18 protein-coding genes are annotated in these 14,821 nt (G+C 64.8%); 12 read left to right on the top strand and 6 right to left on the bottom strand.

Annotated features, from left to right (window positions below):
* Positions 1-392 precede the first annotated feature (392 nt).
* From F6S12_RS24995 to F6S12_RS24965, 7 genes are all read left to right on the top strand, one after another.
* A complete protein-coding gene (locus tag F6S12_RS24995) occupies positions 393-659 on the top strand; it encodes a DUF3077 domain-containing protein (RefSeq protein WP_315869422.1) in 267 nt (88 codons plus the stop codon).
* Positions 660-774: 115 nt separating this feature from the next.
* Complete coding sequence (locus F6S12_RS24990; RefSeq protein WP_315869421.1) at positions 775-1,086, top strand: type II toxin-antitoxin system HigB family toxin; 312 nt, start codon at positions 775-777, stop codon at positions 1,084-1,086.
* Positions 1,083-1,454 carry a type II toxin-antitoxin system HigA family antitoxin gene (locus F6S12_RS24985; RefSeq protein WP_315869420.1) on the top strand — a complete coding sequence of 124 codons (372 nt, stop codon included), beginning with the start codon at positions 1,083-1,085 and terminating at the stop codon, positions 1,452-1,454. The genes F6S12_RS24990 and F6S12_RS24985 overlap by 4 nt, the downstream gene beginning before the upstream one ends.
* Before the next feature lie 78 nt (positions 1,455-1,532).
* Positions 1,533-2,345: a MerR family transcriptional regulator gene (locus tag F6S12_RS24980; protein WP_041119870.1), complete on the top strand. Its 813-nt coding sequence runs from the start codon at positions 1,533-1,535 to the stop codon at positions 2,343-2,345.
* A 133-nt stretch (positions 2,346-2,478) separates the two neighbouring features.
* A complete protein-coding gene (locus F6S12_RS24975) occupies positions 2,479-3,195 on the top strand; it encodes a polyphenol oxidase family protein (protein ID WP_315869419.1) in 717 nt (238 codons plus the stop codon).
* Positions 3,192-3,647: a GNAT family N-acetyltransferase gene (locus tag F6S12_RS24970; RefSeq protein WP_152686433.1), complete on the top strand. Its 456-nt coding sequence runs from the start codon at positions 3,192-3,194 to the stop codon at positions 3,645-3,647. Before F6S12_RS24975 ends, F6S12_RS24970 begins: the two co-directional genes overlap by 4 nt.
* Positions 3,648-3,743: 96 nt before the next feature.
* Complete coding sequence (locus F6S12_RS24965; RefSeq protein ID WP_019093550.1) at positions 3,744-4,325, top strand: membrane protein; 582 nt, start codon at positions 3,744-3,746, stop codon at positions 4,323-4,325.
* Positions 4,326-4,334: 9 nt separating this feature from the next.
* Here F6S12_RS24965 and F6S12_RS24960 read toward each other — a convergent pair whose 3' ends face one another.
* The 4 genes from F6S12_RS24960 to F6S12_RS24945 all read right to left on the bottom strand — a co-directional run bounded on the left by F6S12_RS24960 (position 4,335) and on the right by F6S12_RS24945 (position 7,051).
* A complete protein-coding gene (locus F6S12_RS24960; RefSeq protein WP_011063435.1) occupies positions 4,335-4,688 on the bottom strand; it encodes a gamma-glutamylcyclotransferase family protein in 354 nt (117 codons plus the stop codon).
* A 30-nt stretch (positions 4,689-4,718) separates the two neighbouring features.
* On the bottom strand, positions 4,719-5,813 hold the full coding sequence (gene ddlA, locus F6S12_RS24955; protein ID WP_011063436.1) for a D-alanine--D-alanine ligase: 1,095 nt from the start codon (positions 5,811-5,813) through the stop codon (positions 4,719-4,721).
* Between the two features lie 43 nt (positions 5,814-5,856).
* Positions 5,857-6,336, bottom strand: a complete 480-nt coding sequence (locus F6S12_RS24950) for a GNAT family N-acetyltransferase (RefSeq protein ID WP_123431430.1) — start codon at positions 6,334-6,336, stop codon at positions 5,857-5,859.
* A 73-nt stretch (positions 6,337-6,409) separates the two neighbouring features.
* Entirely contained in the window at positions 6,410-7,051 is a 642-nt protein-coding gene (locus tag F6S12_RS24945; protein ID WP_161467306.1) for a LysE family translocator, read from the bottom strand.
* A gap of 243 nt (positions 7,052-7,294) precedes the next feature.
* On the opposite strand from F6S12_RS24945, the gene F6S12_RS24940 reads away from it, so the two are divergent.
* The 4 genes from F6S12_RS24940 to F6S12_RS24925 all read left to right on the top strand — a co-directional run bounded on the left by F6S12_RS24940 (position 7,295) and on the right by F6S12_RS24925 (position 11,682).
* Complete coding sequence (locus F6S12_RS24940) at positions 7,295-8,104, top strand: AraC family transcriptional regulator (RefSeq protein ID WP_161467305.1); 810 nt, start codon at positions 7,295-7,297, stop codon at positions 8,102-8,104.
* 81 nt (positions 8,105-8,185) lie between these two features.
* A complete protein-coding gene (locus F6S12_RS24935; RefSeq protein ID WP_011063440.1) occupies positions 8,186-8,572 on the top strand; it encodes a cupin domain-containing protein in 387 nt (128 codons plus the stop codon).
* 258 nt (positions 8,573-8,830) lie between these two features.
* On the top strand, positions 8,831-9,445 hold the full coding sequence (locus F6S12_RS24930) for a biliverdin-producing heme oxygenase (protein WP_041119872.1): 615 nt from the start codon (positions 8,831-8,833) through the stop codon (positions 9,443-9,445).
* The gene (locus F6S12_RS24925; protein ID WP_315869418.1) at positions 9,442-11,682 is read left to right on the top strand and encodes an ATP-binding protein; all 2,241 of its coding nucleotides are present in this window, start codon (positions 9,442-9,444) and stop codon (positions 11,680-11,682) included. Before F6S12_RS24930 ends, F6S12_RS24925 begins: the two co-directional genes overlap by 4 nt.
* Before the next feature lie 36 nt (positions 11,683-11,718).
* On the opposite strand, the gene F6S12_RS24920 is transcribed toward F6S12_RS24925, so the two are convergent.
* Entirely contained in the window at positions 11,719-12,618 is a 900-nt protein-coding gene (locus F6S12_RS24920; RefSeq protein WP_053160043.1) for a LysR substrate-binding domain-containing protein, read from the bottom strand.
* Between the two features lie 102 nt (positions 12,619-12,720).
* Here F6S12_RS24920 and F6S12_RS24915 point away from each other — a divergent pair, with 102 nt between their 5' ends.
* Entirely contained in the window at positions 12,721-13,653 is a 933-nt protein-coding gene (locus tag F6S12_RS24915) for a DMT family transporter (protein WP_315869417.1), read from the top strand.
* Positions 13,654-13,658: 5 nt separating this feature from the next.
* Here F6S12_RS24915 and F6S12_RS24910 read toward each other — a convergent pair.
* Positions 13,659-14,821: MFS transporter (locus tag F6S12_RS24910; RefSeq protein ID WP_315869416.1), on the bottom strand; the 1,163-nt coding region annotated here is incomplete at its 5' end.

The following is a 14,821-nucleotide window of genomic DNA, read 5'->3' as shown; positions in this document are numbered from 1 at the left end:
TCGCAGCCTGCGGCAGCGGCTACAGGGTTGGTTCACAAAATGTCGCAGTAATGCCGTTGCGACGCCCCCTACTCCAACCTATGGTTCGACCGTCGCTGCAAAATCAGCGAACAGGCTTGGCGGCCTGATAGAATCGAGGCGCAATAGCGCCCCACCCACATGCGGGCGCTTTTTTTTTGCGCCCGCATACCTGCGTTATGGCGGGTTGCGTGGGAGAACCTTCGGGTTCGCCGGTTCCTTGATTCCCGGTCCGCCAATCCTGCGCAATCCGCCACCCTGATCTGCTTGGCGGCAGACGGTGACGGTCCTTCGAATCAAGGAGTCGTGACCATGAACTGCTTCTGCAATCTGTTTCTCCATTACCTCCCGTCACAAAAAGCCGGAGGTGCCCGATGACCACTCAATCGCCCCTGACCACCCTCGGTGAAATCCGCTTTTCCCACTGCGGCGAACACTCGCATCCGCTGTTTCGCGTGAATGCCGACGTGCCGATCAGCGATGCCCTGGAACACGCCTCGACCCTGTTGCATCCGGCAAAGCAATTCACCCTGGAGGCGGCCATGGAGCCCCGGTGCGACCGCTATGCTTGGGCGGCACACTACCTGGCAGAGATGGGCAAGGCACTGATGGACGACGTACACGCCACGCTCTCTGCATGACCTGATCGTCCCTGAACCAACGTTGCCTGCGCGGGCAGATCCAGCGATCTGCCCGTACATCGCTTGACGCACTCAGCGACTTGTTTAAGTCCCAGCACGGGACTAGGATCTCGCCATGAGAATTATTGCAGTCAGCCAGTTGAAGGCCTTCTGGGCAAAGCACCCGGACGCAGAACAGCCTCTGCTGGCCTGGGTCGATGAAACAAGGAATGCCGAGTGGTCCAACCCTGCGCAGATCAAGGACCAGTATCGCAACGCGAGCATTCTCAAAAGCCGCAGGGTGGTCTTCAACATCAAGGGCAACGAGTATCGACTGATCGTTGCCGTGGCCTACCGCTTTGGTGCGCTGTACATCAAGTTCGTGGGCACTCACCAGCAGTACGACGCCATTGATGCCGACAGCGTAGACATGGAGCAACCCGCATGAACATCCGCCCTATCCACACCGACCAGGACTACCGCGCCGCGCTGAAAAGCGTCTCGCCCCTGTTCGACAACGAACCGCAGCCCGGAACACCTGAAGGCGATTACTTCGATGTGATGATCACCCTGATCCAGGCGTACGAAGCCAGGCAGTTTCCCCTGGACCTGCCCAACCCGATCGAGGCGATCAAGTTCCGCATGGAGCAATCCGGCTTGTCCGCCGCCGACCTGGCCCCCGCCATCGGCCGCACCAACCGCGTCTACGAAGTGCTCAACGGCAAGCGCGCGCTGACCCTGCCCATGATCTGGAAACTGCACCACCTGTTCGGCATTCCTGCCGAAAGCCTGATCAAGCCGATCAAATCGTCCTGAGCCGTGCTGCCGGGCTTGAGCTTGCCCTTGGGTAAAGGCTCAGCATGCCCCGCAGCCCAACCACACCAAGGACGCTCCATGCTCACCATCGGACAAATGGCCCGCTGCCACGGCCTTACCACCAAGACCCTGCGCCATTACGACAGCATCGGCCTGTTCACCCCGGCCCTCACCGGCCGGGACAACGGCTACCGCTACTACAGCCCGGAACAGATCGTGACCCTGGGGCGCATCGCCTGGCTGCGGCAGTTGGGCATGTCCCTGGAAGACATCCGCACTCTGGCGGACCAGGGCGGCCTGGACAGCGTGCTGCACATGCAGCAGTCACTGCAGGCGCATGCCCGGCAGTTGCAAAGCGAGATCGCCCGCAGCCAGAAAGTACTGGGCCATCTGCAGCGCTACCTGGCCCAGCCGCAGCGCCAACTCCCAGCCGCGCAGACACCACAGAAGGTATTCCTGGCGCCGCAGCGGATCATCGGCATGGCCTGGCAGCAGGACGACCCGGGCACCATCGCCGAGCTCTGGCAACGTTTCGAACCTCGGGAACAGGAGATCCAGCGCCTGGCCGAGCCGGTGGGCACCTATGGCATCTGCCAGCCCCTGGAGGACGGCCAGTGGCGTTATGTGGCCGGCCTGCCGGTCGCCGCCGACGCGCCCCTGGTGCCCGGCATGGTGGAGCTGGAAATCCCTGCCCGCCATTACGCGCGAGTCGAGCATCACGGCAGCGTGGCCACCCTGCCGGAAACCTTTCGCGCCGCCTACAGCGAGTGGTTGCCCGCCGCCGGGCTGATGCCCATCGACGCGGTGGAGTTCGAGTACACCGGCGAGCGCTTTCTGGGGCCCATGCACCCGGACAGCGTGGTGGAACTGTATATCCCGCTGAGCGCCTGAAACGCCCGGTGAAGGGGCCGACCAGCAGGCTACCGCTGGTCTGCCCCGGCCTATCCAGCGTTGTCTGTCAGCAAAAGTACCTCGGATACCGCTATGCTCTGCAGCCATTCCCAGGTTACCGAGCGAAGGCCCGATGAGTTTCCAGGCAGGTGTGTTGAACCAGATATCCGGCATCCGTCATGCGTTTTCGACCCTCGGCGCCGCCCTGCCGGCCAACCTGTTCTTCTGCTCGCAGATCCACAGCGGCGAGGTGGTGCAAGCCAGTACCACGCTGCCCAGCGGAATCATCCGCGGCGACGCGGTACTCACCCATTCCAGCCGGCCCATCGCAGTGGTCACCGCCGATTGCCTGCCGTTGCTGATCAGCAGCGAGGACGGTTCCTGGGTCGCGGCAGTGCACGGCGGCTGGAAAGGCCTGCATGGCGGGATCATCGCCAATGTGCTGCAACACTTCGCCAGCAAGGGCATCACCCCACAGCAATTGCGGGTGGCCATCGGCCCATCGATCAAACCCTGCTGCTATGAAGTCAGCGCCGATTTCATCGACACCCTGTCCGCCACTCAGGACCCGCTGTGGCCGGCCGCACAGGCCCCCTGGAGCCGTGAGCAACCGGCCCCGCTGCTGCCGCCGCAGATTCCGCCACCGCAACCGACCCAGGCCGATTCCCTGTGGTTCGACCTGAGCCGCTATGCCGTGCACTTGCTGCACGCCGCTGGAATCAGTGATGAACAGATCGAAATCAGCGAGCTGTGCACCTACTGCTCGACCCCGACCCTGGCCAGTTATCGTCGACGCGGGCACCGGGGTGAAGCCAAGGCCTTCCAGTACTCGTGGATCGGCCGGACATGAACCTCGAGAGTGCACTACTCCCAACCTCCCTGAGCGACCTGGAAACCCTGGTCCAGATGCGCATCGCGGCGATGCGCGAAAGCCTTGAGCGCCTGGGGCGCTTCGATCCGCAGCGGGCCCGGGAGCGTTTTGCCGCAAGCTTCGCGGCCGAACGCTGCCACTTCATCCTCAGTGACGGACAGCCCGCAGGCTTTATCCAGAGCCAATCACACGGCGATCATCTGCGCCTGCAGCACCTGTACGTCCTACCGCAATTCCAAGGGCGGGGCCTCGGCGCCAAGGCCCTGGAGCAGCTTTTGGAACGCTCCGCCAACGAGCAGCTACCCATCCACCTGGATGCGTTGCGCGGCAGTGACTCGAATCGTTTTTATCGACGCCTGGGTTTTGTTCAGGTGGGTGAAAGTGAATGGGATATTCACTACGTTCGGCCGGCGGATCCACCCCTGGCCTGAACCCGGTTCCGCTCGGCCACCGAGCCCCTGCTGGTTCTTGGCCAGCAACCTGAGCTAACGTTGCCTCCCCCCTCAGGCCCAACCCAAGGAGTGCCCGTGTCTGACAACCTCTATGCCCCGCCCCAGGCGGATCTGGTCGCCCCCTCGCCCGAAGCGGCGCAACAGCCGTTCTACGTGGTGTCCAAGGCCAAGTTCCTGACCCTGTACATCCTCACCTTCGGTATCTACCAGGTGTACTGGGCCTACAAGAACTGGCATCAGTTCAGGCACGCCAGCGGCCAGGAGCTGTGGCCGGTGGCCCGGGCCTTCTTCGCGATCTTCTTCACCCATGCGCTGTACCGCGAAGCCGATGCGACGCTCAAGCGCGACGGCCGCAGCCATGACTGGCGGCCCGGTGAACTGGCAACCCTGTTTGTGGTGGGGGTGATCATCAACAACGTGGTGGACGCGCTGTCGCGCAAGAATATCGGCTACCCGGTGACCGACATTGCCAGCCTGGCGCTGCTGCCGGTACTGGCGTGGATCACCTGGCTCGGCCAGCGCGGCCTGAATGCCGCCGCGAAAGATCCCGAAGGCCGCAGCAACGCCCGTTTCACGCCGCTGAACTATGTGTTCATCGTGCTCGGGGCGGTGCTGCTGGCCCTGGCGTGCATCGGGGTGATGCTGCCGCCGGAGTGAGCCGAAGACTCAGGCGCTGACGTAGACCCAGGCCTGGATGCCCGAGGCCAGGGTCACGCTGACCCGCTTGTAGTCCGAGACTTCATAGCTGTCGGCCGCTGCCAGCTCCTCGGGGGTGATGCAGAACACGGTGCCGGGAATCGGCGCGCTGTCCGCCGCCCCCGGGCGCAGGATCGGGTGGTGGGTCTTGCCGCTGGCCGCCAGCACCTCGGGGTCGGTGATTTCCACCCAGCTCTGTTCGTAGCCAAGCATGGCATCCGCGCTGCCACTCAACTCACGGCCAAAGTTGGCGATCTGCACCGCCTTGTCTTGCAGGGTGCCGTAGGAAAAAAGATAAACCGATGCATCTGTTGCCGAACTCATTCGTCACTTCCTTAACCACGATGATCCGCTTCAGCGGTTGATTTTCAGCCCTTGCCGTTCAGCGTGACGCTCCAGCGCCAGCTCGATCAGGCGGCTCACCAGCTCGCTGTAGCTCATGCCGGTGGCCTGCCAAAGTTTGGGGTACATGCTGATCCGAGTGAAGCCCGGCAGCGAGTTGATTTCGTTGATCAGCACTTCCCCCTCATCGGTGAGAAACACATCGACCCGAGCCAGCCCGGAGCAGCCCAGCACCTGGAATGCCTCGACGGCCAGGGCCCGAATGCGCTCGCTGTGCTCGATGCTGATGTCCGCCGGCACCAGCACCTGGGCCGCCTCCCCGTCGATGTACTTGCTGTCGTAGGAATAGAAACCGTTGCTGACCACGATCTCGCCGCAGCCACTGGCAATGGGCTGGTCGTTGCCCAGCACCGCGCATTCGATTTCCCGCCCACGCACTGCCGACTCCACCAGCACCTTGTGATCGAAGCCCAGGGCCAGTTCCACCGCGGCCTCGTATTCGGCCTCGTTGTCGACCTTGCTCACCCCCACCGATGAACCCTGGTTGGCCGGCTTGACGAACAGCGGCAGGCCGAGTGTTTCCCGGGCCCGGGCAAAACCGTAGCGAGCACGGGTGGCCCGGGTCAGGGTGATGAACGGGGTCACCGCCAGCCCGGCGTCGCGCAGCAGGCGCTTGCTGATGTCCTTGTCCATGCACACCGCCGAACCCAGCACGTCGGAGCCGACAAAGGGCAGGTCGGCCATGCGCAGCAGGCCCTGCAGGCAACCGTCTTCGCCCAGGGTGCCGTGGACGATGGGGAAGATCACATCGACATGCCCCAGCAGTTCCTGGCTGGAGGTTTCCACCAGTTGCTGGCTGGCCTTGCCCGGCACCACCGCCAGTTCGCGGTTGGACTGGTTGAGGGCGATCAGCGCCGGGTTTTCCTGGTTGATCAGGAAGTTCGAGGTGTCGTTGAGGTGCCAGTGCCCCTGTTTGTCGATGCCGATCAGCACCGGCTCGAAACGCGTGCGATCCAGGGCATCGACGATATTGCGCGCCGACTGCAGCGACACTTCGTGTTCGGCCGAACGGCCACCAAAAATAATCCCGACCCGCAACTTGCTCATGACTGCTTCCCGTTGAAAAAATGATTGCTGACGGTTCTTCAATTCAGCTGGGGCTGTAGCGCAAATGGATCAGCGCCACTCGCTCCTGTTCCTTGTTCTTGCGCTCTTCGATGGCGAACGGCACAAAGCCCAGCTTCGGATAGAGCAGCAACCCCGCCACGTTGCTGTTGAAGCACGACAGCGTCACCTCGCTGGCCTGGTGCTTGCTGTGGGCGATGTGGATCATCTGCCCGATCAATTGCGCCGCCAGGCCCGCGCCGCGCACCTCTGGGTCGACGATGACATTGCCGATGGTACAGGTGCCGCCCTTGGCCCAGCGGTAGAAGTTGGCAAAGCCCACTACCTGCCCGTCACGCTCGATTACCGTCGAGTCGCTGCGCTGGGCGATGGAGTCGCGCAGTTGCTCGTGGGTCAGTGGCCAGGTGGCGGCGGGAAAGAAGAAATACAACTCCTGGGGATTGCCCACGAAACGGCAGATCCGCGGAATGTCCGCCTCTGCCACCGGGCGAAAAACAACAGCCATGTTCGGTCTCCTGATACGGGGACGGGTCGTCCTTGTTGGGGGCGGATACTGGCCGGCGCAAGGCACCGGCCGTTCAGCGATTGGCCAGCAGATGCCCGCCGAACAGCACATAGCAACCACCGGCCAGGCGGTCCAGCCAGCGCCGGGCCCGGGCATAGAACCCGGCCACCCGGCTGCTGGCGAAAAACAGCGCCACGCAGCAGTACCAGGACAGCGACAGGCCGGCCATGGTCAGCACCGCCAGCCCCAGCAGCAGAGGTGGCGGGGAGGCCGGCATCGACGTGGCAAAGATGGTGGCCACGAACAGCGCCGACTTGGGATTGGTCATGTTGCCGAGAAAGCCCAGCCGGTAGGCCGAGAACAGGCTGCGCTCAGCATGGACCGCGCCATTGGCGGTTGGATTATCCAGGGCCGGTTTGCGCTTGAACTGCTTGAGCCCCAGGTAGATCAGGTAACAGCCACCGGCAACCTTGAACAACACGAACAGCGCCGGCGCCGCGCTGAACAGCGATTTGATGCCCAAGCCTCCCGCCAGCCCCCAGAGCACGGTGCCGCTGGCCACCCCCAGGGCGGCGAACAGGCCATGGCGCCGCGAACAGCCCGCCGCCAGTTGTGCAGTGGTGAAAAAGTTCGGTCCTGGGGTGATCACCGCCACGCTCCAGAGCAGGGCCAGCGACAACAACGGGGCGAGGTAAACCAGGTGCGAGGTGTACATGGGAACAGATGGCCATGAAGAGGGTCCGGGGGGAACGACGCTACTCCACTCGCGCCTGCCCAGGCAACCGCCGATTGGCCTCGAAACCCGGCTCAGGCAACAAGCCATCGTGCAGCGCCGGAACCCTCCTGCAAGCCGCCCGTCTTCGGGCAGAACCGCTACGGCGTAGAACCGAGGGGCAAGACAGCCAGCGCGCCCCTGAGTTAACGTACGGCCCTTGGTTTCATCCATCAGGACCGTTCCATGGCCAAACCCGCAGCTGTCACCGACTGGGTTCACCGCGCGCCGCCCGCCCGGGGCCTGGAGCGCATCGAGGCGTATTTCGCCGGCCATGGCTATGACATGCACCGCCATGACACCTACGCCATCGGCCGCACCCTGCACGGGGTGCAGAGCTTCCAGTACCGCGGAGGCTGGCGCCACAGCCTGCCCGGCGCCACCATGGTCCTGCACCCCGACGAAGCCCACGACGGCGAGGCCGGCACCCACGACGGCTTTCACTACCGCATGCTGTATGTCGAGCCGGCGCTGATCCAGCAGATCCTCGGCGGCCAGCCGCTGCCCTTCATTACCGGCGGCCTGTCCAACGACCCGCGGCTGTTCGCCGCCACCGAGGCCCTGCTGCGCGGGGTCGAAAGCCCTCTGGACCCGCTGGAACAGGAAGACGCCCTGTTCGACCTGGCCCATGCCCTGAACAGCGTCTCCGGGGTCGCCCAATCGCGGCAGCGCTTCGACTATGTGGCGGCCGAGCGGGCCCGGGAATACATCCACAGTGCCCTGGACCGCACCCTGACCCTGGAGGAACTGGCGGCCCACAGTGGGCGCGACCGCTGGAGCCTGTCCCGGGATTTTCGCCTGCTGTTCGGCACCAGCCCCTACCGCTACCTGAGCATGCGCCGCCTGGACCTGGTCCGCGCGCTGCTGGTGCAGGGCCAGAGCCTGGCCAACGCCGCACTGATCGCCGGCTTCACCGACCAGAGCCACATGACCCGGCAGTTTCGCCAGACCTACGGCCTGCCACCGGCGCGCTGGCTGAAGATGCTCGGCCGCTGAGGCCATACACGATCGTTCAAGAAGCCCTGGCCCCTGGCTGTTTACCCTCAGCGCTCATTCATCACTGAGGTGGACCACACCATGCAAAACCCTGCCCCGCAAGACGCCTACCAGAGCATCAACTTCGCCAGCAAACTCGGCCTGTTCAGCGAACACTGGACCCCCAAGGTGATCGCCGAGATGAACGACTACCAGTTCAAGATCTCCAAGTTGCAGGGCGAATTCGTCTGGCACTCCCACGCCGACACCGATGAAACCTTCATCGTGCTCGACGGCCAGTTGTACATCGACTTCCGTGACGGCCGGGTGGCCATCGGCAGTGGCGAGATGTTCGTGGTGCCCAAGGGCGTCGAGCACAAACCCTGGGCCGAGCAGGAGGTCAAACTGCTGCTGATCGAACCCAAGGGCGTGCTCAACACCGGCGATCAAGGTGGCGAACGCACCGCCCAGAACGACGTCTGGATCTGATCCTCACCGCTGAACCTGCGAGACGGAAAAAGGAATTTCTGCCTCTTGAACACAGTCAGACACAGCAACACGTCATCGATCGACTACCCTTGGCCGACCAATGGTGCGTCAAAAACTGTACGTCAGTGCAAAAAGCACAGGTAGAGTGACGCTCTTATTTTTCTGTGCGATGGCTCTAGTGCAGGGACTACAGCCTGGTCCCAGCTTTCGATGACGCCCATGGCGCGTCCATTACCTGTTGCGACCCCTGATCCCTGAATGCCCAAACCGCACCAAGACACCACCGCCCCCACCCTGCTTCAAGACCTGCGCGCCGGCACCGCGACCTTGCACGTGGCCCTGGAAAAGCGCCTGCCGTTCTTCTCCGAGCATCTCGATGCGGCCTGGTACCGGCGCCTGATCCAGGCCTATTTCGGCTTCTATCAGCCCCTGGAGGCGGCCCTGCATGACAGCGGCCTGATCCCTGCCGGCTACGACCCGGAGCAGCGCCGCAAGACCCCGGCCCTGGCCGGCGACCTGCAGGCCCTGGGCCTGGCCCCGGAGCGCATCGACGCCCTGCCCCGCTGCGACCATCTGCCCGCACTGGCCAGCCCCGGCGCGTGCCTGGGCGCCCTCTATGTACTGGAGGGCGCGACCCTGGGCGGGCAGATCCTGCGCCGGGAAATGGCCCAGCGCCTGGACCTGCACGGGGATAACGGCGGGGCTTTCCTCGACGTGTATGGCGCCGCCACCGGGCGGCGCTGGAAAGACTTTCTCGACTACCTGGGGCGCATGCCCGAGGACGCGAGCGCACGACAACAAGTGGTCAGCGCCGCGCAATCCACATTTGCCTGTTTCGAGCACTGGCTCGACAGCCGCGAGGTGCTGCTATGACCCCACAAGACGCCCAAGCCTTCGAACAACTGCTGGCCAACTGCGCCGATGAGCCAATCCGCTCCCCCGGGGCGATCCAGCCCCATGGCGTGCTGCTGACGCTGTCGGAGCCGGAGCTGCGCATCCAGCAGATCAGCGCCAACGTCGAGGCCCTGCTGGGCCAGCCTGCCGCGCAGGTCCTCGGCCAGCCCCTGGAGCAACTGCTGGGAGACACCGACGGCCAGCGCATCCGCGAGGTGCTGCAACTGCCGCGCTTGTCCGATGCGCCGCCGCTGCACCTGGCCGTCAATGGCACGCGCTTCGAAGGCTTGCTGCATCGCCACCAGGGAGTGCTGATGCTGGAGCTGGAAATCCAGCTCGAACACCTGCAGCCCCAGCACCTGAAAGAGCAGACCGAGAACCTGGGGCGCCTGCTGCGGCGCTTGCAGACGGCCAAGACCCTGAATGAGCTGTACGCCATCAGCGTCAGCGAAATCCAGGCGATGACCGGCTACGACCGGGTGCTGATCTACCGCTTCGAAGAGGAAGGCCACGGCCAGGTGATCGCCGAAGCCACCCGCCCCACCATGGAAGTGTTCAATGGCTTGTTCTTCCCGGCCTCGGACATTCCCCAGCAAGCCCGCGAGCTGTACCGCAGCAACTGGCTGCGGATCATCCCCAACGCCGACTACCAGCCGGTGCCCCTGCTGCCGGCGCTGCGCCCGGACACTCAGCAGGCCCTGGACCTGAGCTTCGCCACCCTGCGCAGCGTGTCGCCGATCCACTGCCAGTACATGAAGAACATGGGCGTGCTGTCTTCCATGAGCATTTCCCTGCTCAAGGGCGACCAGCTCTGGGGCCTGATCAGTTGCGGCAACCGCCAGCCGCTGCTGGTGCCCCACGAGCTGCGCATTGCCTGCCAGACCATCGGCCAGGTGCTGTCGTTACAGATCAGCGCCATGGAAGCCCTGGATATCAGCCGCCAGCGGGAAGAGAAAGTCGCCGCCCTGGCCAGCCTCGACCAGACCATGCGCGACACCCCCGACAGCGTCTTCGACGGCCTGACCCAGGTGCCGCAACTGCTGCTGGACCTGACCCAGGCCGGTGGCGTGGCAATCATCGAAGACAAGCAGCTGCACTGCTTCGGTAACTGCCCGCCCCAGGACGAAATCCGCGCCCTGCACCGCTGGCTGCAAGGCACCGGGCAGGCGGTGTTCGCCAGCCATCACCTGGCCAGCGTCTACCCGCCGGCGGCGAGTTATCAACAAGTGGCCAGCGGGGTCCTGGCCATGACCCTGCCCAAGCCTGTGGATAACGGCGTGCTGTGGTTCCGCCCGGAAGTGAAGGAAAACATCAACTGGAGTGGCAACCCGCAAAAGCCCTTGGACCTGGAAAACTCCGACGCCGGCCTGCGCCTGCGGCCGCGCACCTCGTTCGAGATCTGGAAAGTGGAGATGGCCGGGATCTCCACCAAGTGGAGCCACGGCGACCGCTTCGCCGCCAATGACCTGCGCCGCTCGGCCCTGGAGCACGACCTGGCGCGCCAGGTGCTGCGCGAGCAACAGGCAGTGCGCGCCCGGGACGAACTGGTGGCGGTGGTGTCCCACGACCTGCGCAACCCGATGACCGTGATCTCCATGCTCTGCGGCATGATGCAGAAGGCCTTCAGTTCCGATGGCCCGCATACCTCACGGCGCATTTCCTCGGCCATCGACACCATGCAGCAGGCCGCCAGCCGCATGAACAATCTCCTGGAAGACCTGCTGGACACCTCCAAGATCGAGGCCGGGCGCTACAGCATCGCCCCGCAGCCGCTGGACGTCAGCCAGATATTCGAAGAGGCCTATTCATTGCTGGCGCCACTGGCCCTGGACAAGGCCATCGACATCAGCTTCCACGCCGAACCGGACCTCAGGATCAACGCCGACCCCGAGCGCCTGTTCCAGGTGCTGTCGAACCTGGTGGGCAACGCCATCAAGTTCACCCCCAAACAGGGCAAGGTCGGAGTGGTGGCGATGTCCGACGGCGAGCAGATCGTGTTCAGCGTGCGCGACTCCGGGGAGGGCATTCCCACCGACCAGTTGCCGTTCATTTTCGACCGCTACTGGACCATGAAGGAAGGCAACCCCAACGGCACCGGCCTGGGGCTGTACATCACCCAGGGCATCATCCACGCCCACGGCGGCAAGATCGAAGCCCACAGCGAAGTGGGCAAGGGCAGCGAGTTCCGCTTCAGCGTGCCGCGCGCCAGCCTCTAGACCGCACTCCGGGGCTCCCTGCCGAGCCCCGCCCCCTCATTCAACAGATTGCGCCACCAGCCAGTCGCGAAACAGCTGGCCGCTGGCGGACAGGCGCTTGTGCCGCACATGCACCAGAAAGTCTGCCTGCCCGGTGCGAAACGCCCACTGGCCGACGCGCTGCAACTCGCCCTGGGCCACCAACTCACTGGCCATGAAATCCCAGCCCAGGCCAACCCCCATGCCCTGCTGCACGGCACTGAACATCAGCGTCAATTGGTTGAACCCCATGGCCCCTGGCGGTGCGCTGTAGTCCAGTCCGAAATGCCGGAACCAGTCGCGCCAGTCGATGCAGTTCCAGGCTGAGGCATCCAGCTGGATCAAGGGCAGCTCGGCCAGTTGTGCCAGCGCGTCAATGGCCGGCAACTCCAGGCGCCGGCTGGCGATGGGATAGACCATCTCGGCGAACAACGGCGTGGCGGTCAGGGACGACCAGTGCCCGGCGCCGTAGAGAATGGCGAAGTCGTGCTCGGCCACGCTGGACTCGTCCATGTCGTTGTTGGCGTGGATGCTCACGGTGATGTCCGGGTGTTGTTTGTTGAACGCCAGCAAGCGCGGAAACAACCAGAACTGTGCCACTGCATGGGTGCATTGCACGGTGATGGTGTTGGCGTCGCGCCCGGCCCGCAGACGGCTGACGCTGCGCAGTAACGCTTCCAACTGGGTACTGACCTCAGCAAACAGCGAGGCACCGCTGACGGTGAGTTTCACCCCCCGGGCCTGGCGCTCGAACAGCTCGGTCTTGAGCGACAGCTCCAGGGCACGAATCTGCTTGCTCACTGCACTCTGGGTCAGGCACAGCTCGGTGGCGGCGCGGGTGAAACTGGCGCTGCGTCCCACCGCCTCGAAGGTCACCAGGGTTTCCAATGGTGGTAAATGGCGGGCAAAGCGGCTCATCAGGCATTCCCCAGAAGAATAGATGGGTGCCTATATATCCTTTGTCCGGTCGGTCAGCAATGACTAGGCTGCGCGCTTTGATGAATCGCTGCGAGTGTGTGCATGAAACGCGGAGTTGCTTACGCCGCCCTGGCCGGCGCGGTCTGGGGCCTGGCCATTGTGGTGCCCAGCCTGTTGCCGGAGTTCAGTCCGCTGATGCTCAGCTGTGCCCGCTTCACGCTGTATGGCGCATTCTCCCTGCTCCTGGCTGCGCCTCAGGCCCGGGAGCTGCTGCAACGCCTGACCTGGGGCGATGCCGTACTGTTGGTGAAGCTGGCGCTGACCGGCAACCTGATCTATTTCATGCTCCTGGCCAGCGCCATCCAGTGGGCCGGCGTAGCCAGCACCGCACTGATCGTCGGCTTGCTGCCGCTGACCATCACCCTGGCCGGCCGCGGCGATGCCGATGCCGTGCCCCTGCGCCGGCTGCGCTGGCCGTTGTTGCTGGTGTTCGCCGGCATCTGCTGCATCAACCTCGACACCCTGCTCACCGCCCACAGCGATTCGGTGGAACTGGGCCAGCGCGCCCTGGGCCTGCTCTGCGCCTTCGGCGCCTTGCTGTGCTGGACCTGGTTTGCCACCGACAACGCCCGCTACCTCAAAGGCAGCCGTTTCAACAGCAGCCAGTGGTCGACCCTGTGGGGCATTACCACTGGGCTGATGAGCGCCCTGGTCTGGCTGCTGGCGGACGGGTTCTCATTGCCCGGCACCCGGGCCGAGGCCAGCGAGCAGCGCTGGATGCTGTTCTGGGGCCTGAGCCTGTCCAGCGCGGTGCTCGGCTCCTGGTTCGGCAATCGCATGTGGAATGCCTCGACCCGGCGCCTGCCGCTGACCCTGAGCGGCCAATTGATCGTGTTCGAGACCCTGTTCGCCCTGCTCTATGGCTTCATCTGCCTGCAGCACCTGCCCAGCCTGCTGCAAAGCAGCGCCGCCCTGTTGCTCCTGGCCGGGGTGCTGTGGGCGGTGCGCCGCCACCTGCCACAGGCCCATGGCTGACGCCCTCAGCCCTGGGCCACGGAACAGGCCGGCAAGGCCACTCCAGCCCGGGGCAGGCGCAGCGCCAGCAAGGCCCCGAACAGCGCCAGCAGGGCGCTGGCGGCGGTAGCCATCTCGATGCCATAGGCCTGATTGCCGCCGGCGCTCAAGGTGTTGGCCAGGGACACCAGCAGCGCCAGCCCCAGGGCCCCGCCGATCTGCTGGCTGGTGGAAGCCACGCCCGCAGCCACCCCTTGCTCGGACGCCGCGATACCTTGCCCGGCCGAGACCCACATCGAGGTCCAGGTCATGCCCTGGCCGATGCTCATGATCACGATCCCCGGCAGCAGGCCGACAAAGCCGCTACTGCCCGGCAGGGCCAGGTACATCAGGCCGATGCCCAGCGCCCCGAGCAGCAAGCCGCTGACCAGGGTCGCCCGCAAGCCTACGCGCAGCAGGGCCCGCTCCGCGACCCAGATCCCGGCCGTGCACAGCAGGGTCGAGGGCAGGAACGCCAGTCCGCTCTGCAACACACTGAACTGATAGACCTGCTGGAAATACAGGCTGAGGAAGTAGTACTGCACGCCGAAGCTGCTCATGAACAGCGCGGTAATCACCATGGCCATGCGCAGTTGTGGATAACCCAGCAGGCGCAGGGGCATCAGCGGGTCGGCGCTACGCTGTTCAAGGCGCACGAACAACCCGAGCAGGGCCAGGGACAACGCCAGGCAGCCCAGGGTCGCCGGGGCGCTCCAGCCCCACTCCGGGCCCTGGACGATGGAAAACACCAGCAGGGTGCCACCCAGGGTCACGGTCAGCGCGCCGCGCAAGTCGAACTGACGGCCGCGCTGGCGCGCAGGGTCGGCGGGTATCCAGTGCCGGGCCAGCAACGCACAGGCCCCAGCCAGGGGCACGTTGACCAGGAACACCGCCTCCCAGCCCCAGTACTGGGTCAGCACCCCGCCCAGCAGCGCCCCCAGGGCCAGCCCCGCCGCCGAGGCCGCGCTCCACACCGCAAAGGCCCGGTTGCGCGCCGGCCCCTCGGCGTACCAGGTGTTGATCAGGGCCAGGGTCGCGGGGAACAGCATCGCCCCGCCCACGCCCTGCACCGCCCGGGCCAGCACCAGCAGCAGCGCGCTGCCGCCCAGGCCGCCGGCCAGCGAGGCCAGGGCGTACAAGGACTGGCCGA

The sequence above is a fragment of the Pseudomonas sp. JV245A genome, from assembly GCF_032424515.1.
GTDB lineage: Bacteria > Pseudomonadota > Gammaproteobacteria > Pseudomonadales > Pseudomonadaceae > Aquipseudomonas > Aquipseudomonas protegens.
This window is presented reverse-complemented; position numbering and strand designations above follow the sequence as displayed.